The sequence below is a fragment of the Bacillota bacterium genome (genome assembly GCA_023511835.1).
Taxonomy (GTDB): Bacteria; Bacillota; Sulfobacillia; order JAIMAT01; family JAIMAT01; genus JAIMAT01.
Genome location: JAIMAT010000045.1, coordinates 1 through 16,916 on the forward strand (window position 1 = coordinate 1; position 16,916 = coordinate 16,916).

At 75.4% G+C, this 16,916-nt stretch carries 16 protein-coding genes and 1 tRNA gene; 4 read left to right on the forward strand and 13 right to left on the reverse strand.

Translation table 11 applies throughout. The features are described from left to right. Nucleotides 1-502, forward strand: a 502-nt coding sequence (locus K6U79_07635) for an ATP-binding protein (protein ID MCL6522226.1), incomplete at its 5' end; no start/stop codon positions are given. 320 nt (nt 503-822) lie between these two features. On the opposite strand, the gene selB is transcribed toward K6U79_07635, so the two are convergent. From selB to K6U79_07655, 4 genes are all read right to left on the reverse strand, one after another. Beyond that, nucleotides 823-2,760 carry a selenocysteine-specific translation elongation factor gene (gene selB / locus K6U79_07640; protein ID MCL6522227.1) on the reverse strand — a complete coding sequence of 646 codons (1,938 nt, stop codon included), beginning with the start codon at nt 2,758-2,760 and terminating at the stop codon, nt 823-825. A gap of 31 nt (nt 2,761-2,791) precedes the next feature. Then, nucleotides 2,792-3,739, reverse strand: a complete 948-nt coding sequence (gene trxB, locus K6U79_07645; protein ID MCL6522228.1) for a thioredoxin-disulfide reductase — start codon at nt 3,737-3,739, stop codon at nt 2,792-2,794. Nucleotides 3,740-3,850: 111 nt separating this feature from the next. Beyond that, nucleotides 3,851-4,636, reverse strand: a complete 786-nt coding sequence (locus K6U79_07650) for a glutamine amidotransferase (GenBank protein ID MCL6522229.1) — start codon at nt 4,634-4,636, stop codon at nt 3,851-3,853. After that, the gene (locus tag K6U79_07655) at nt 4,590-5,999 is read right to left on the reverse strand and encodes a MurT ligase domain-containing protein (protein ID MCL6522230.1); all 1,410 of its coding nucleotides are present in this window, start codon (nt 5,997-5,999) and stop codon (nt 4,590-4,592) included. Before K6U79_07655 ends, K6U79_07650 begins: the two co-directional genes overlap by 47 nt. 99 nt (nt 6,000-6,098) lie before the next feature. Here K6U79_07655 and K6U79_07660 point away from each other — a divergent pair. Continuing rightward, a tRNA-Pro gene (locus tag K6U79_07660) sits at nt 6,099-6,175 on the forward strand. Between the two features lie 65 nt (nt 6,176-6,240). Here the strand turns inward: K6U79_07660 and K6U79_07665 are convergent. Further along, on the reverse strand, nt 6,241-7,023 hold the full coding sequence (locus K6U79_07665; protein ID MCL6522231.1) for a 2-phosphosulfolactate phosphatase: 783 nt from the start codon (nt 7,021-7,023) through the stop codon (nt 6,241-6,243). Beyond that, nucleotides 7,020-7,481, reverse strand: coding sequence for an NUDIX hydrolase (locus K6U79_07670; protein ID MCL6522232.1), 462 nt, complete (start codon nt 7,479-7,481; stop codon nt 7,020-7,022). Before K6U79_07670 ends, K6U79_07665 begins: the two co-directional genes overlap by 4 nt. 14 nt (nt 7,482-7,495) lie before the next feature. Here K6U79_07670 and K6U79_07675 point away from each other — a divergent pair, with 14 nt between their 5' ends. Together K6U79_07675 and K6U79_07680 are read left to right on the forward strand one after the other, a co-directional pair. Next, complete coding sequence (locus K6U79_07675) at nt 7,496-8,644, forward strand: D-alanyl-D-alanine carboxypeptidase (GenBank protein MCL6522233.1); 1,149 nt, start codon at nt 7,496-7,498, stop codon at nt 8,642-8,644. A 151-nt stretch (nt 8,645-8,795) separates the two neighbouring features. Next, on the forward strand, nt 8,796-9,614 hold the full coding sequence (locus K6U79_07680; protein MCL6522234.1) for a ZIP family metal transporter: 819 nt from the start codon (nt 8,796-8,798) through the stop codon (nt 9,612-9,614). Here K6U79_07680 and K6U79_07685 read toward each other — a convergent pair. The 7 genes from K6U79_07685 to hemC all read right to left on the reverse strand — a co-directional run bounded on the left by K6U79_07685 (nt 9,531) and on the right by hemC (nt 16,879). Next, on the reverse strand, nt 9,531-10,790 hold the full coding sequence (locus tag K6U79_07685) for an acyl-CoA dehydrogenase family protein (GenBank protein ID MCL6522235.1): 1,260 nt from the start codon (nt 10,788-10,790) through the stop codon (nt 9,531-9,533). The two genes, K6U79_07680 and K6U79_07685, sit on opposite strands and share 84 nt — an antisense overlap. After that, nucleotides 10,771-11,790: a methylmalonyl Co-A mutase-associated GTPase MeaB gene (gene meaB / locus K6U79_07690; protein ID MCL6522236.1), complete on the reverse strand. Its 1,020-nt coding sequence runs from the start codon at nt 11,788-11,790 to the stop codon at nt 10,771-10,773. Before meaB ends, K6U79_07685 begins: the two co-directional genes overlap by 20 nt. Then, nucleotides 11,783-12,196 carry a cobalamin B12-binding domain-containing protein gene (locus tag K6U79_07695; GenBank protein ID MCL6522237.1) on the reverse strand — a complete coding sequence of 138 codons (414 nt, stop codon included), beginning with the start codon at nt 12,194-12,196 and terminating at the stop codon, nt 11,783-11,785. The genes meaB and K6U79_07695 overlap by 8 nt, the downstream gene beginning before the upstream one ends. A 94-nt stretch (nt 12,197-12,290) precedes the next feature. Further along, nucleotides 12,291-13,952 (reverse strand): methylmalonyl-CoA mutase family protein, encoded by a 1,662-nt coding sequence (locus K6U79_07700; GenBank protein MCL6522238.1) that lies wholly within the window; start codon nt 13,950-13,952, stop codon nt 12,291-12,293. Nucleotides 13,953-14,081: 129 nt separating this feature from the next. Further along, nucleotides 14,082-15,083, reverse strand: coding sequence for a porphobilinogen synthase (gene hemB / locus K6U79_07705; GenBank protein ID MCL6522239.1), 1,002 nt, complete (start codon nt 15,081-15,083; stop codon nt 14,082-14,084). A gap of 61 nt (nt 15,084-15,144) precedes the next feature. Further along, nucleotides 15,145-15,954: a uroporphyrinogen-III synthase gene (locus tag K6U79_07710; GenBank protein MCL6522240.1), complete on the reverse strand. Its 810-nt coding sequence runs from the start codon at nt 15,952-15,954 to the stop codon at nt 15,145-15,147. Further along, nucleotides 15,938-16,879 carry a hydroxymethylbilane synthase gene (gene hemC / locus K6U79_07715; protein MCL6522241.1) on the reverse strand — a complete coding sequence of 314 codons (942 nt, stop codon included), beginning with the start codon at nt 16,877-16,879 and terminating at the stop codon, nt 15,938-15,940. The genes K6U79_07710 and hemC overlap by 17 nt, the downstream gene beginning before the upstream one ends. Nucleotides 16,880-16,916 lie beyond the last annotated feature (37 nt).

Below are 16,916 nucleotides of genomic sequence, written 5' to 3' on the forward strand. Positions count from 1 at the left end.
GGCGCGCGCGCTGGAGCTGCACCTGGAGCGCGTGGCCGTGGCGCCGCTCTTCGCCCACATGCTGGAACTCTACCAGGCCGAGGCCGACTCGCGCGGCGTCCGGCTCCGGGGCGAGGCCGCGGCGGAGCTGGCGCTGCGGGCGGACCGCGACCGGCTGGTGCAGGTCCTCTCCAACCTGCTGGCCAACGCGCTGCGCCATTCGCCCGCGGGGGGCGAGGTCCGCCTCTCCGCCGAGGCGCGGGCCGAGGGGGGGCGCGCCGGCGTCCTCCTCCATGTCAGCGACACGGGCCCGGGCATCGCCCCGGCCGACCTGCCCCACGTCTTCGAGCGCTTCTGGCGGGGCGATCCGGCGCGCAGCCGGGAGACGGGCGGCAGCGGGCTGGGTCTGGCCATCGTGCGCAGCTTCGTCGAGGCCCAGGGCGGCACCGTACGGGTGGAGAGCCCCTGGCCGGCCGGGGGGCGGGCCGGCACGCGCTTCTCGGTCTGGCTGCCGGCGGCCTGAGGCGCGCCCCGCCGGGCGGACAGCCGGCACGCTCTGGCGGCCGAAGGGACGATGCTCAGGAGGATGATCAGGCGGATCAGCGGCCCGTGAAAGAAGCCGCCCCAGCCTTCCTCGTCCATGGTCGCCCCTCCTTCCCGACCTGCCGGCGGCGTCCGCTTCGGCGCCGGCCTCCCCTCATTCGCGCCCGTACTCGTGGTGTCCGAAGCTCTCGACGACGATCAGGTAGACGAGCAGGATGACGATGAGCACCGACAGGTCGTGACCGTGGAACCAGCCCTGGGACACCTCCAGGCCCTCCTTTCGCCGAGACTCGTCCCAGCCTATTCGGAAGGCCTGCCCGGCGTGCCGGCCGCCGGCCCGGGCACGCGGTCCTCGCCCGCGCGGCGGGTGACGCCCAGCTCGTCCAGCCGCTCGGCCAGGGGGACCGCGTACTTGCGCGAGGTGCCCAGCAGATCGCGGAGCTGCGCCAGGGTGAGGCGCGGCTGCTCGAGGAAGTGCGCGCGCACCCGTCGCGCCGCCTCTTCCACGGCGCTGCGGTGGAACCAGAGCGGCCCGGCGTGTTCGATCCGGCCCGCCTCCTGGAGGTGGCGCAGGATCTCGGCGAGCGGCGGGGCGCCGCGCGGCAGCTCGATCTCGTGCACCTCGGGGGGGTCGAAGGGCCGCTCGCGCAGCGCCTCCTCCACGCGCGCCACGGCCGCCGCCGCCGCCGGCTCCAGCCGCGGCTCCCAGCCCGCGGGGCGGACCCGCTCCTCCTCCGTCTCCAGCCGGCCCGCCGCCGCCCAGCGCTCGAGCAGCTGCGCGAAGGCGCGCGGCGGGAGATCGGGCGCGAGAAGCCGGCGGGCCTCCTCGCGCGACATGCCGCGGCGGAGCGGGTACTCCCCCAGGTGGCGCTCCAGGAGCGCCAAGAGCCGTCCCAGCAGCGCCTCCTCGCCCGCCCTGCCCAGCCAGACGCCCTCCGCCGCCTGCGCCGCCTCGCCGGCCGCCTCCATCTCGGCCAGGAGCGCGGCCAGCTCCGCCGGCGCCACCTCGGCGGCCCGCGTCAGCGACTCCAGGCTCCAGGGACGCGGCTCCTCCAGGCAGGCCCGTACCGCCTCCCGCCGGTCGCCGGCGGCCAGGCGCTCCAGGCGGGCGATGCCGACCCGGTCGCCACGCCGGACGCGGCGGACCGGGTCGACTACGTCGCCGCCGCCGATGGCCCGCGCCGGCGAGTAGCTCCGCACCACGAAGCGGTCGCCGCGCGCCACCACTAGCGGCTCCTCGGCGCGGAAGTAGACGGGTGCCCGCTCGCCCGGCGCCAGCTCGTCGCGGTCGAGCAGGAGGAGGCGGCCCAGGCACTCGCGCGTGCCGGCGTGGAGGCGGACGCGCGTGCCGCTGGCCAGCGGCCGCTCCAGCCGCGGCAGCAGCTCGAGGTAGCCGGAGAAGCCCCGGCCGGCCTGGAAGATGCCCGGGGTGGCGAGGACGTCGCCGCGCTCCACCTGGTCGCGCTCCAGGTTGGCGTTGAGCGCCACGCGCTGGCCGGCCACCACCCGCTCCACGGGCCGGTTGTGCACCTGGAGGCCGCGGACGCGCAGCGGCCGCCCGGCGGGCAGGAGCTCCAGGCGCTCCTCCAGGCGGATGCTGCCGGAGAGAAGCGTGCCCGTCACCACCGTGCCGAAGCCGGCCACGGTAAAGACGCGGTCGACGGGGAGGCGGGCCGGTCCCTCGGCCGGCCGCGGCCGCATCGCCGCCGCCAGCCGGTCGACGGTGGCCAGCAGCTCCCCGAGCCCCTCGCCGGTGACGCTGGAGACGTGGACCAGCGGCGCCCCCTCCAGGAAGGTGCCGCGGACCGCCTCGCGCACTTCCTCGTCCACCAGCTCCAGCCAGTCGGCTTCCACCAGGTCGACCTTGGTCAGCACCAGAACGCCCCTCTGGACGCCGAGAAGCTGGAGGATGTCCAGGTGCTCCTCGGTCTGCGGCATGACGCCCTCGTCCGCCGCGATCACCAGCAGCACCAGGTCCATGCCGCTGGCGCCGGCCACCATGTTCTTGACGAAGCGCTCGTGGCCGGGCACGTCGACGATCCCCGCCTCGCGCCCGCTGGGCAGGACGAGGCGGGCGAAGCCCAGGTCGATGGTGAGGCCGCGCCGCTTCTCCTCGGGCAACCGGTCGGGGTCGGTGCCCGTCAGCGCGCGGATGAGCGTGCTCTTGCCGTGGTCGACGTGGCCGGCCGTACCGATGATCAGCGGCGGCAGGGCGCCGCCGCCGGAAGGCTCGTGCAAGGACATGCCGCCGCTCCCGCCGCCGCCCGGTTCAGCCCCGACTGGCCACGGCGCGGGTGGCCAGGTAGGCCTCGGCCTCCATGGCCGCGACGGTCCCGTCGCTCACGGCCGTGGTGATCTGCCGGATCTCCTTGGGCCGGATGTCGCCGGCGGCGAAGACGCCGGGCAGGGCGGTCCGCATTCGCTCGTCGGTGACGACGCGCCCCAGCTCGTCGCGCTCGATCTCCGGCGGCAGGAAGTCCGAGTTGGGCTTCAGCCCGACGTAGGGGAAGACGCCGTCGCAGGCGATCTCCCGCCGCTCGCCGGTGACGACGTCGCGTACGCGGACGCCGGTGACGCGCTGCTCGCCGAGGATCTCCTCCACCACGTGGTTGAACAGGAACTCCATCTTCGGGTTGGCGCGCGCCTTGGCCTGCTGGGCCTCGCTGGCCCGCAGCCGGTCGCGCCGGTGGACGACGATCACCCTGGAGGCGAAGCGGGTCAGGTAGTTGCCTTCCTGGAGCGCCGAGTCGCCGCCGCCGACGACGACGCAGACCTTGTCCTGGAAGAAGGCGCCGTCGCAGGTGGCGCAGTAGGAGACGCCGCGCCCGCGCAGGCGGTCCTCGCCGGGCACGCCCAGCTTGCGCGGCTCGGAGCCGGAGGCGATGATGACGGTCCGCGCCAGGACGTCGCCGTCGCTGGTCCGGATCCGCTTCAGCTCGCCCTCGGCCATCTCCAGCCCCTCGACCACCGTGAACTCGATCCGGGCGCCGAAGGCGCGGGCGTGCTTCTCCATGGTCTCGGCCAGCTCCGGCCCGCTGACGGTACGGAAGCCGGGGTAGTTCTCGATGTCGTTGGTGGTGGCGATCTGGCCGCCCGGCACCTCCTTCTCCAGCACCAGCGTCTCGAGGTTGGAGCGTGCCGCGTAGAGGGCGGCGGTCAGCCCCGCCGGTCCCGCGCCGATGACGACCACGTCGTACGGTTCCGTCTTGAACGCCAAGGAAGCTCCCTCCCCCCGGTGACCGGGTGCTGCTGCCCGCTTCCCAGCCCCTCCACTACCATGCCCCACTCGTCCGGCGGCTGGCAACGCCCGCCTCCGCCGGCGCCCTCCCTAGCCGGCGGCGAGGCCCAGGCGGCGCAGCGCCGCCCGGTGCGCCGTCCACTCCCAGCCGTCGTCCAGCGGCTCCAGCCGCGCGAGGCCGTACTTCCTCCGCCAGGCGGCCAGGATCAACCAGTCCCCCAGGAGGGGGTTCTTGGGCAGGAGGGCGCCGTGCAGGTAGGTTCCGACGGCGTTCAACCAGCGTACGCCCTCCGCGCGGTCGCGCCCGTTGTTGCCGTGGCCGCGGAGGACGCGGCCCAGCGGCCGGACGGAGGGGCCGAGCCAGGTGCGGCCGGCGTGGTTTTCGAAGCCCACCAGCGTCCGCCGCCCCTCGTCCCAGAGGTCGGTCTCCACCGCCACGTCGCCGATCAGCCGCTGGCGACCCGCCTCGGTCCAGGCGTCGAAGAGGCCGACGCCCGGGATCTTCTCCCCCGTCTGCGTCCGGTAGTAGCGGCCCAGCAGCTGGTAGCCGCCACAGACGGCCAGGAGCGGCATGCCGTCGCGGACGGCCGCCACCAGCTCGCGGCCTTTCTGGCGCAGCAGGTCCTCGGCGATCCAGCGCTGCTCGCGGTCCTGGCCCCCGCCGATGAAGACCAGGTCCACCTCGCCGGCGCGGAAGGGGTCGCCCGGTCCGACGGCCACCACCCGCACCTCGCCGCCGCGACGGCGGACGCGGTCGGCCAGCGCCAGCAGGTTGCCGCGGTCCCCATAGAGGTTGAGCTCGCGCGGGTAGAGGTGGGCGATGCGCAGTTCAAGCACCGCGCCGCGCCCCCCTCTCCCAGAAGGCCGGCAGGGCATAGCGCCTGGAGAGCCGGCGGTGGACGTCCAGGAGCGCCGTGTAGGTCAGGCAGAGGGTGACCGGGCGTCCGTCCGGCAGGCGGGCCAGGACCCTTTCCAGCGCCCGCTCGGGATCGGGCTCCAGCTCGATGCGGCGGCGGCCCACCCCCGCCAGGGCGAGGCGGAGAGCCATCTCCTCGGCGCGCAGGCCCGAGGCCACCAGCGGCTCGCTCCCCTCGAGAAGTGCCCGGAAGTCCTCGAAGCGGACGTCCCAGAGCCAGGAGATGTCGCGGCCGTCGGCCACCCGGTCGTTGATGGCCAGGATCAGCGCTCCCGCCTCCTCGCCGGCCAGCGTCTCCAGCACGGCGTCGAAGCCGGCGGGGTTCTTGACCAGGGCCAGACGGACCGGGTGCCCCCGGGCGAGGAAGCGTTCCATGCGCCCGAAGGCCGGCGTCGCCTCGGCCAGCTCGCGCGTCACCGCCTCGGCCGGCCAGCCCAGGGCGCGCGCCGCGGCGGCGGCGGCGACCGCGTTGTAGGCGTTGTAGAGGCCGGGCAGCTGGAAGCGGACCAGGCTGGCCAGTTCGCCCGCCCCCTCGCGCAGGCGGAGGGCGCTCTCGCGCCCGCTCCGCACCGGCTCCGCCTCCCACTCCGGCACCGGCCGGCGAAAGCCGCAGGCCGGGCAGGCCCAGTCGCCCAGGTGGGCGAAGGTGACGCTCCGGTAGAGGAGCGGCCGGCCGCAGCGCGGGCAGAGGACCGCGTCGCCGGCGGGCCGGCGGGGCGCCCACCCCGCCGGCGGCCGCAGGCCGAAGAAGCGGACCCTCCGGTCGGGCCGCGCCAGCGAGGCGACGTGGGGATCGTCGGCGTTGAGCAGGAGCTCCGTCTCCGGCGAGGCCTCGATCCCTCGGGCGACCCGCTCCACCACCCCCATCAGCTCGCCATAACGGTCCAGCTGGTCGCGGAAGAAGTTGGTCACCACCAGGAGCCGGGGCCGGAGCGCCGGCAGCGCCCGCGCCACGGTCGCCTCGTCCACCTCCAGCACCGCGAACTGCCGCGCGCCCTGCGCGCGCTGGACCGCCAGGCTGGTGATGAGGCCGCTCACCAGGTTGGCGCCGGCGGCGTTGTGCGCCAGGCGCAGGCCGGCCCGCCGGCCCACGCCGGCCAGGAGCGTGGCCGTGGTCGTTTTGCCGTTGGTACCGGTGACCACCGCGCTCCCCTGCTGAAGATCGCCCGCCAGGTGTTCCAGGAGGCGCGGGTCCAGGCGCCCTCCCAGGAGGCCGGGCAGGCTGGAGCCGCCACGGCCGGAGAGGCGCGCCAGCCGTTCGGCCGCTGCCACGGTCCGCCAGGCGAACGCGAAGCGGAGACCCGCGCCGTCACCCTTCGTCATCGTCCCCTCTTTCGGCCTCCCGGGCCGCCCGCGCCCGCCCCGGCGGCGCTGGCCGGTTTGACAGCGGCGGGCGCGGCGCCTTAGAATGCGAAACGCCGCCGGGATGTGGCCCAGTTTGGCAGGGCGCCGCGTTCGGGACGCGGAGGTCGCGAGTTCGAATCTCGCCATCCCGACCATCTTTTATGTTTATGCCCGCCGCCGCCCGGGGGACCGGAGCGGCGGCCTCTCGTCCCGGCTCCGTTCACGGCCGCCCGGCCGGGGCCGTCGCGCCGGCCACGATCCGCCCCTCCACCATCCGCGGCACCACGTCCAGCGCGTCCAGGCGGAGCGCCTCCTCCACGTCCGCCTCCAGCCCCGCCCGCGCCAGCGCCCGCGCCGCCCGTCCGGGCTCGACCGTCTCGCGCAGCCGGTGGCGGCCCGCCTGCCAGGCGAGCCACGCCGCCCGGGCCGCGTCGTCCAGTCGCACCCCCGCCTCCTCCGCGCCTCCCTCCGACAGCAGGCGGTCGATCAGGCAGCCGGCGGTGAGAAAGTCCTCCACCGAAAAGAAGCCGCCCGAGCCGGAGCAGATCAGGGTGAGACGCTCCGCCTCGGCCCGGCGCAGTTCGGCGGCGACGGCGCCGGCGTTGACCAGCGCCGCGCAGTAGAGCCGCTCCGCGTGGGGGGCGGCGGCGTGGAGCGCCCGTGAGCCGTTGGTGGTGCAGAGAAGGATGCCGCGGCCGCCCACCCTCTCCGGCGTGAACTCGGCCGGCGAATTGCCCAAGTCGAAACCGGGGATGCGCAGCCGGTCGCGCTCGCCGGCCAGGAGCGGCCGCCCGCCCGAGGGGTCGCGGAGGCCGGCGGCCCGGCTCCACGCCTCTTCCTCGGAGTCGACGGGCAGCACCCAGGCCGCGCCGGCCGCCAGCGCGGCGGCGATGGTGGTGGTGGCGCGCAGGGTGTCGATGACCACCGCCGCCCGCCCCCCAAGCCGCCCTGCCTCCAGCTCCTCGCGGCGCGTGACCACCTCCACCTCGCGGGGGGCGCTCACCGCCGCCCGCCCCCGCCGAGCGCCTCCAGCGCGGCCTCCAGCACGCGGCGGTTGTTGGGGTACTGGTCCAGCCGCGCGCACTCCTCGGGACGGAACCAGCCCACCCGGCGCGTCTCGCCCTCCAGCGGACGCGCTTCGCCGCCCGTCGCCTCCACCAGGAAGTAGTGGACCTCCTTCTCCACCTCTTCCCGGTCGGCCGCCAGGAAGCGGTGGCGCGTCACCGCCAGGTCGCCTACCACGCGCCCGCTCACGCCCGTCTCCTCCTCGATCTCGCGCAGCGCCGCCTCCTCGTCGCTCTCGCCCGGTTCCACGTGGCCCTTGGGAAAGCTCCAGCGGCCGAACCGGTCCAGCACCATCAGGATGCTCGGCGTCTCGCCCTCCGGGCGGAAGACGACCCCGCCCGCGGAACGCTCGACGCGCACTGGCCTCGCCTCCCGTATACGCCTCGCTGCCGCCAGCCAGCCTACTGCCCGTGATCGGCCGCTGTCACGTCGCCCGCCGGGGCCGTCCCCGGCGACCACGGAGCTGGGAGCACTTCCTCCTGGGGCTGGCGCTCGTCCTGGGCGCCGCGGCGCCGGCGCACGCGCAGGCGCCGGCTGCCGGACCCGCGCCGGCGCCGGAGCTGCAGGCGGGCTCGGCCGCCCTCATCGACGTGGCCAGCGGCCGCCTTCTCTACGCCAAGAACGGCCAGCTGCCCGGCTACCCGGCCAGCATCACCAAGATTCTTACGGCTCTGGTGGCCGTGCACAAGCTCGACCTGTCCACGCCGGTGGAGGTCAGCCCCTGGGCCGCGCGCGCGGAGGGCTCCAGCATCTACCTGCGCCCCGGCATGCGCCTGCCGCTGCGCGACCTCCTGTACGGGCTCCTGCTGGAGTCGGGCAACGACGCCGCCCGCGCCATCGCCGAGGCGGTGGCGGGAAGCGAGAGCCACTTCGCCCAGCTGATGAACGCCGAGGCGGCCCGTCTGGGCGCCCGTCACACCCGCTTCACCAACGCCAGCGGGCTGCCCGACGCGCGTCACGTCACCACCGCGGTGGACATGGCGCTCATCACCCGGGCGGCGCTCCTGGACCCCACCCTGCGCCAGATCGTCTCCACGCCGGTCTGGCGCGTCCGCTGGCCGGACGGCTCCGTCCACCTCTTTCTCAACCACAACCGGCTGCTCGGGCGGCCGCTGGACGGGGTGAAGACGGGCTACACGCGGGCCGCCGGCAACACCTTCGTCGGCTCCGCCACCCGCGACGGCTGGCAGCTGGCGGTGGTGCTCCTGCGCGACAACTTCTACGGCCAGTACGAGGACACGCTGCGGCTGCTGGAGTGGGGCTGGAGCCGCTTCCGCCGCGTCCCCGTCCCCGCGCTGGCGCGGCCCTACCGCCTGCCCACCGGCGACGGGCGGAGCGTCCTCCTCACCGCCGCCTCGCCGCAACCCTTCCTCCTGCCCGTCCTGCCCGGCGAGGAGGGCCGCATCCGCGTCCAGCGCCTGCTGCCCGCCGCCTGGCCTCCCCGCCTGGCCGCGGGCGAGGTGGTGGGCGAGGCGGTGGTCTGGGTCGGCGACCGGCCGGCGGCCGAGGTTCCCCTGGTGACGGCGCTGGCGCTGGAACCGCCCGGCGGCGGGCGCTGAGCGTCGCCCGCCCGCGGCGGCTCCCGGCCACCGGCTGCGCGCCGCCGTACGGCCAGGCGTTGCGCCGCTATGATACAATGTCTCAGTGCGGGGCGGGCAACGGGGTCGCCCAACGGGGTTGACCGCCCGCCCGATCGGAGACAGGAGGAGGATGCGCATGCCCGCGGAGGCGGTGGGGACGCTCCTGGCCGCGCTGGCCGGCCTGATGAACCTGGCGGGGGGCTGGCTCTCCGCCTGGCTGGGTGCGAGGGCGCGGGGCGGGTTGCGCCTCCTGGTGGCGGTCAGCGCAGGCTTCCTCCTGGCGGCGGTCTTTCTCGACCTCTTGCCGGAGGCGGCCAAGGGCGGCAACCTGGCCTGGGCCTTCGCCGGCTACCTGATCCTCTACGTCAGCGAGCACCTTTTCGACGTCCACGCCCACGCGCCCGGAGCGGCGCCCGGGGAGGGCGGCGGCGAGCCGCCGCACGAGCACACGCTCCTCGCGCCGGCGCGCCAGCCGGAGCAGGCCATCACGCGCTCGGGCGGCCTGGCCGCCGCCGCCGGCCTCACCCTCCACGCCTTCTTCGACGGCGTCGCCGTGGTGGCCGGCTTCGCCGGGGGGATCGCCACGGGGATCCTGCTCTTTCTGGCGCTCTCCGTCCACAAGCTCCCCGCCGGCTTCGCGCTGGGCTCGGTGATGCAGGCGGCGGAACCGGGCGAGCGGGGGCGCCGGGCGGCGGTCTGGAGCGGGCTGGCGCTGGCGCTCTCCACGCTGGCCGGCGGCCTGACCGTCTGGCTGGCCGGCAACCTGAAGCCGGAGCTCCTCGATTCGGTCATCGCCCTGGCCGCGGGCTCCATCCTCTACCTCGGCGCCACGGAGATGCTCCCGGCGGCGCACGAGCACGGGACGTCACGCGCGCTTCTGGGAAGCCTGGGCGGCGCCGGGCTCTTCTGGGTGGGCCTGGCGCTGGTCCGCACCTTCGGGCTGGGCTGAGGCGGCCGCCTCGGCCCGCACGCGGCTGCGGCTGAGGAGCTCGCGGGCGATGACCAGGCGCTGGATCTCGGAGGTCCCCTCGTAGATCTCGGTGATCTTGGCATCGCGCAGGAGGCGCTCCACGCCTGTCTCGCGCACGTAGCCGCTGCCGCCGTGGATCTGGATCGCCTCCAGCGCCGCCGCCACCGCCACGCGCGAGGCGAAGAGCTTGGCCTGGGCGATGGCCGCCGAGTGCCGGCCGGGCCGGTCGGCCAGCCAGGCCGCGCGGTAGGTGAGCAGGCGGGCCGCCTCCACCTCCGTCGCCAGCTCCGCCAGCTTCCACTGGATGCCCTGGAAGGCGGCGATGGGCTGCCCGAACTGCTCGCGCTCCAGGGCATAGGCGCGCGCCGCCTCCAGCGCCGCCTCGGCGATGCCCAGCGCCTGGGCGGCGATGCCCACCCGCCCCGCGTCCAGGCAGGCCAGCGCCATCTTGTAGCCCTCGCCCTCGCGCCCGATCCGCCACTCGGCCGGCACCTCCACCCCGTCCAGGTAGAGCTCGGCCGTCAGGGCGGCGCGGATACCCATCTTCTTCATGGGCTTGCCGAAGGCCAGCCCGGGGCTCTCCCGCGGCACGAGGAAGGCGCTGATCCCGTGCTTGCCCGCCTCCGGGTCGGTGACGGCGAAGACGACGTACAGGTCGGCGAAGCCGGCGCCGGTGATGAAGGTCTTCATTCCCTCCAGCCGGTAGCGGTCGCCCCGGCGGAGGGCGCGCGTGCGGATGGCGGCGGCATCCGAGCCGGCCTGCGGCTCGGTCAGGGCGTAGGCGCCCAAGAGCCCTCTTCCCACCATGCGCGGCAGCCAGGCTTGCTTCAGCTGGGCGTCGCCGAACCGCTCCAGGATGCCGCAGGCCAGCGCGTTGTGCACCTCCAGCAGGACGGCCGCCGAGGCGTCGGCGCGCGCCACCTCCTCCACCACCAGCGCGTGCTCCAGCGTCGAGGCGCCGGCGCCGCCGTACTCCGGCGCCACCATCATGCCGAGGAAGCCCGCCTCGCCCAGCGCTTCCACGTTCTCCCAGGGAAAGCGCTCCTCCTCGTCCAGCGCCGCCGCGCGCGGCGCCAGCCGGCGCTGGGCCAGCTCCCGCGCGGCCTGCCGGAGTTCGCGCGCCACCTCGTCCAGTTCAAAGTCCACGCGCCCCATCCCCCTCCCCCGGCCGGCCTGTCGCACCGGCCAGGAGGCGACGGGCCAGCTCCTCGCTCAGCGTATACGGGTCCCGCTGCCGCTGCGCCACGCGCTCCACGCAGCCCTCCCACTCCCCCTCGGCCTCCAGGCGCTCCAGCGCCGAGCGGAGCAGCGCCTCCCCCAGCAGGTCGCGCAGCAGGTGGGCGGCGGAGCGGAGCCGCTTCTCGTCCCAGCGCCCGCTGGCGCGCAGGTGCTCCCGGTGCCGCTCCAGCGCCTCCAGCAGCGCCTCGACGCCCTCGCCCGTGCGCGCCGAGAGCTCCACCACCGGCGGCGTCCAGGCCCGCTCGGGCCCCATGGCCAGCATGGCGCGGATCTCGGCCGCCGTCTCGAGCGCCCCGGGCAGGTCGGCTTTGTTAACGGCGAAGACGTCGGCCACCTCGAGAAGGCCGGCCTTGGCCGCCTGCACGTCGTCGCCCAGGTTGGGCGCCAGCACCACCAGCGTGGTGTGGGCCAGCTCCGTCACCTCCACCTCCGACTGGCCTGCGCCCACGGTCTCCACCAGCACCGTGGCGTATCCGGCCGCGTCGACGGCGCGGACCGCGTCCGCCACGGCCCGGCTGAGCCCGCCCAGGTGGCCGCGGCTGGCGAAGCTGCGGAAAAAGAGGCCGCCGTCCGTGGATAGGTCGCCCAGGCGGATGCGGTCGCCCAGGAGCGCGCCGCCGGTGAGCGGGCTGGAGGGGTCGACAGCCAGCACCGCCACGCTCCGCTGACGCCGCCGCAGCTCGCGGGCCAGCGCCGCGATCAGGGTGCTCTTGCCGGCCCCGGCGGCGCCGCTGACGCCGACCACGTGCGCCCTGCCGGCGCGGGGGTGGAGGAAGCGGAGCACATCGTTGGCCGCCGGGTCCCGCGCCTCGATGCGGGTGATCAGGCGGGCCAGGGCACGCTTCTCGCCGGCCAGGAGCCGCTCGGCCCAGGCCTCCGCCGCGCTCCGGGCCGGCTCGGTCCCGGCGCTAGCCAAGGCTCTCCACCCGGCCGCCGATCTCCCGGCGCACGAAGTCGACGATCTCCTCGGTGGAGCTCCCCGGGCCGAAGACTTCCAGCACCCCGGCCTTCTTCAGCTCCTCGGCGTCCTCGGGCGGGATGATGCCGCCCACCACCACCGGGATGTCGCCCGCGCCGGCCTCGCGCAGGCCCTGGAGCACCCGCGGCACCAGCGTCATGTGCGCTCCGGAGAGGATGCTGAGGCCGACCAGGTCGACGTCCTCCTGGACGGCGGCGGCGACGATCTCGGCCGGGCTCTGGTGCAGGCCGGTGTAGATCACTTCCATCCCCGCATCGCGCAGCGCCCGGGCGATCACCTTGGCGCCGCGGTCGTGGCGGTCCAGGCCGGGCTTGGCCACAAGCACCCGCAACGGTCGGCTCATCTGCCGCATCGACCTCCCCGGCGCGGCGCCCGTCCCCCCGCGCCGCGCCCTCGCGTTCCGCCGGCCGCGGTCCTGCCCCGCCGCGGCCGGGCTCTCAGAAGACGGGCTCCTCCCGGTAGACGCCGTAGACGCGCCGCAGCGCGTCGGCCATCTCGCCTTCGCTGGCGTAGACCGAGGCCGCCTCCACCAGGGGGGGCATGATGTTGCCGCCCTCGCGCGCCGTCCGCTCCAGCCGCTCCAGCGCCTCGGCCACGGCCCGCGGGTCCCGCTCCGCCCGGACGCGGCGCAGCCGCTCCACCTGCTCGCGCTCCACGGCCGGGTCGATGCGGAGGATGCGAGGCGGCTGCTCCTCCTCGAGGACGTATCGGTTGACGCCGATGACGACCTCCTCGCCCGACTGCTGGCGCAGCTGCTGACGATAGGCGGCGTCGGCGATCTCGCGCTGGAAGAAGCCCTTCTCGATGCCGGCGACCACGCCGCCCAGCGCCTCGATCCGCCGGAAGTAGTCGTAGGCCGCCCGCTCCATGCGCTTCGTCAGCCACTCCAGGTAGTAGGAGCCGGCCAGCGGGTCGACCGTGTCCGCCACGCCGATCTCCTCGGCGATCACCTGCTGCGTCCGGAGCGCCAGCCGCACCGCCTCCTCGGTGGGCAGCGCCAGCGCCTCGTCGAAGGAGTTGGTGTGGAGCGACTGCGTGCCGGCCAGCACGGCCGCCAGCGCCTCGAAGGCGGTGCGGACGATGTTCACCTCGGGCTGCTGGGCGGTCAGCGAGACGCCCGCCGTCTGGCTGTGGAAGCGCATCCTCCAGGAGCGGGGGTCGCGAGCGCCGTAGCGCTCGCGCATCTCCCGCGCCCAGATGCGGCGCGCGGCGCGGATCTTGGCGATCTCCTCGAAGAAGTTGAGGTGGATGTCCCAGAAGAAGGAGAGGCGGGGCGCGAAGCGGTCGACGTCCAGGCCGGCCTTGATCCCTTCTTCCACATAGGTGAAGCCGTCGGCCAGGGTGAAGGCCAGCTCCTGGACGGCCGTGGCGCCCGCCTCGCGGATGTGGTAGCCGGAGATGGAGATGGTGTTCCAGCGCGGCACCTGGTCGGCGCAGAAGGCGAGGATGTCGGTGATGATCTTGAGCGAGGGCCGGATGGGGAAGATGTAAGTCTTCTGGGCCGTGTACTCCTTGAGGATGTCGTTCTGGATGGTGCCGGCCAGGCGGTCGAAGGGGACGCCCCGCTGCCTGGCCAGCGCCAGGTACATGGCGAAGAGGATCATGGCCGGCCCGTTGATGGTCATGGAGGTGGAGACGCGGTCGAGCGGGATGCCCGCGAAGAGCCGCTCCATGTCGGCGAGCGTGTCCACGGCCACGCCCATGCGGCCCACCTCGCCCTCGGCCACGGGCGCGTCCGAGTCGTAGCCCAGCAGCGTGGGGAAGTCGAAGGCGACGCTCAACCCCGTCTGCCCCTGCTCCAGGAGGTAGTGGAAGCGGCGGTTGGTCGCCTCCGCGTCGCCGAAGCCGGCGAACTGGCGCATGGTCCAGAGGCGGCCCCGGTACATGGTGCGATGGACGCCCCGCGTGAACGGGTACTCGCCCGGATCGCCCAGGTCGCGGGCGTACTCGAAGCCTTCCGCCTCCAGCTCCTCCGGCCGGACGAAAGCCGGCACCTCCATCTCCGAGCGCGTCAGGAAGCGCGGCTTGCGGAGCTCCCCCCCGCCGCCGCCCTCCCCCGCGCGCGGCTCCTCCGGTTTGGCCTCGCGGTGGACGACCATGGCGGCGCTTCCCCTCTCCCCGATCCGGATTTGACCGGCGCGTCACCTCCATGATACAGGTCGACTTCGCGTCACTCCTCCTCTTTCTCGCATCCGGGGCAGCGGAGGTGGGCGGCCGCCCCGGATGCTTCAACCCGCGAGTCGCTCGGCGACCCGGGTGGCGAAGTACGTGATGATCATCTGCGCGCCGGCGCGCTTGATGGCGGTCAGCGACTCCAGGGCGGCCGCCTCCTCGTCCAGGGCGCCGTGCTGGGCGGCGAAGCGGATCATGGCGTACTCGCCCGAGACCTGGTAGGCGGCCAGCGGGAGGAGGAAGCGTTCGCGCACGCGCCGGATGACGTCGAGGTAGGGGAGCGCCGGCTTGACCATGATCATGTCCGCCCCTTCCTGGACGTCCAGCTCCACCTCCCGCAGCGCCTGGTCGCCGTCGGCCGGGTCCATCTGGTAGCTGCGCCGGTCGCCGAAGGCGGGCGCCGAGCCCGCCGCCTCGCGGAACGGACCGTAGAAGGTGCTGGCAAACTTGGCCGCGTAGGAGAGGACCAGCGTCTCGGTGAAGCCCGCCTCGTCCAGCCCGTGGCGGACGGCGGCGATGCGCCCGTCCATCATGTCCGACGGGGCGACCACGTCCGCCCCGGCCTCGGCGTGGGAGACGGCCGTCTCCGCCAGCAGCTCCAGCGTCGGGTCGTTGGCCACGCGGCCGTCGATGATCAGGCCGCAGTGGCCGTGCGAGGTGTACTCGCAGAGGCAGACGTCGGTGATGACCACCAGCTCGGGCAGCGCCGACTTCAGCTCGCGCACCGCCCGCTGCACGATGCCGTCGCGGGCGTAGGCCTGGGAGCCCGCCTCGTCCTTGCTGTCCGGGATGCCGAACAGGAGGACGGCGGGCACGCCCGCCCGGTAGGTGCGCCGCGCCTCCACGAGCAGCTGGTCGATGCTCAGCCGCTCCACGCCCGGCATGGCCGGCACCGGCTCGCGCTCGCCGCGCCCCTCGCGCACGAAGAAGGGCTGGATCAGCTCGCGCGGCGAAAGGCGCGTCTCCCGGACCATCTCGCGGATGGCCGCGTTCTCGCGCAGCCTGCGCATGCGCACCGCCGGAAAGGCCGCGCCGCGGCCCGTCTCGCTCGTCGCCATGAGCTCTACCCCCTCGGACTCGCCTCTTCGCCGCCCCTGCCCGGACGGCCACCCCGGAGGCTCAGGGTCCGCGCCCGGCCAGGAAGGCCTCCAGCGCCTCGACCAGCTCCGCCAAGGCCGGCCGGGGCGCCACGAAGGCGACGCGCAGCCCCTCGGCCTCGGCCGCGCGGCGCGTCGACTCGCCGATGGCGCCCGCAGGCGGGGCCTCCACGCCGGCCAGACGCGCCGCCTCGGCCAGCGCGCGGGCGGTGGAGGAGCTGGTGAGGAGCGCCGCCTCCGGCCGGCGGAGACGCAGGAGCTCCGCCGCCTGCGGCAGCGCGCCGCGATCGAGGCGGTTGCGGTAGACGGTCACCGGCAGCGCCTCCACGCCCAGCTGCCGCAGCCTCTCCGGGAAGGCGTCGCCCGCCGCCTCGGAGCGGGGCAGGAGGACGCGCCGGGCGCCCCTCCTGGCCAGCGCCTCCGCCAGCGCCAGGTCGCCCTCCGTCCCGGCAAGCGCTACTCGAAGCCCCGCCTCGGCCGCCGCTCGCGCCGTCGCCTCGCCCACCGCGGCCACCCGCAGCTCCCGCAGCGTCGGGCCCGCCGGGCGCCCGCCGCCGGACGCCGCCCCGGCGGCCGGCTGCAGGCGGCCCAGCGCCTCCACCGCCCGCGCGCTGGTCAGGGCGAGCCAGTCGCCCTGCTCCAGCGCGGCCAGCGCCCGCGCCAGCTCCTCCGCCGCCCCGGGCGGCGCCAGCTCGACGCGGAGGAGCGGCAGCCAGACCGGCTCCGCCCCGCGCTCCTCCAGCAGTCGCGCCAGGCGGCGGTCGTCCCCCAGGCCCACCGCCGCCACCCGCCGTCCCGCCAGCGGGCGGCGGCGCTCATCCCCGCCCGCCACCGCGGCCCACCAGCTCCAGCGCGCCCTCGGCGATCAGCTCCTCGGCCACGCGCCGGCCCAGTCCCGCCGCCGCCTCGCGCCGCGCCTCGCCGCGCGCCTCGAGCATCCTCCGCCCGGCCGGGTCCAGGGCGCGGGCGACCAGGCGCACCGTCGCCCCGTCCGGCGAGAGCTGCGCCAGCGCCGCCAGCGGCACCTCGCAACCGCCGCCAAAGGCGGCCAGGAACTCGCGTTCGACGCCCACGCGCAGCGCCGTCTCCGGGTCGTCCAGGCGCCCGGCCCACTCCGCCACCGGGCCGGACTCGTCGCGCACCTCCACGGCCAGCGCCCCCTGGCCGACGGCGGGGAGCAGCTCCTCCGGCTCCAGGAGCGTCCAGGCGCGGTCGGCCACGCCCAGGCGGGCAAGACCCGCCGCGGCCAGCACCAGGGCGTCGAACTCGCCCGCGTCGAGGCGGCGCAGGCGGCTCTCCACGTTCCCGCGCAGGTCGACCAGCTCCAGGTCGGGGCGCAGGTGGCGGATCTGGGCCTGGCGGCGGATGCTGCCGGTGGCCACGCGCGCGCCCCGGGGCAGGGAGGCGAGGCTGGCCGGCGGCCGGTCCCGGGGCGTGAGGAGGACGTCGCGGGGGTCCTGCCGGGGCGGGAAGGCGGCGAGGCGCAGGCCGGCGGGGAGCGCGGAGGTCAGGTCCTTGGCGCTGTGCACGGCCATCTGCACGCGGTCCTCCAGCAGCGCCTGCTCCACTTCCTTGACGAAGACGCCGCGGCCGCGCAGGCGGGCCAGGGAGACGTCCTGGCGGCGGTCCCCGCGGGTGACGATGGGGACCAGCGCCACCTCCACCTCCTCGGGCAGGAAGGCCAGCAGCGCCTGCCGCACCGAGGCCGCCTGGGAGAGGGCCAGGCGCGAGCCGCGGGTGCCGAGGCGGATCTTCATGCCCCGCCCTCCCGGAGGGCGGCGGCCGCCTCGCGCC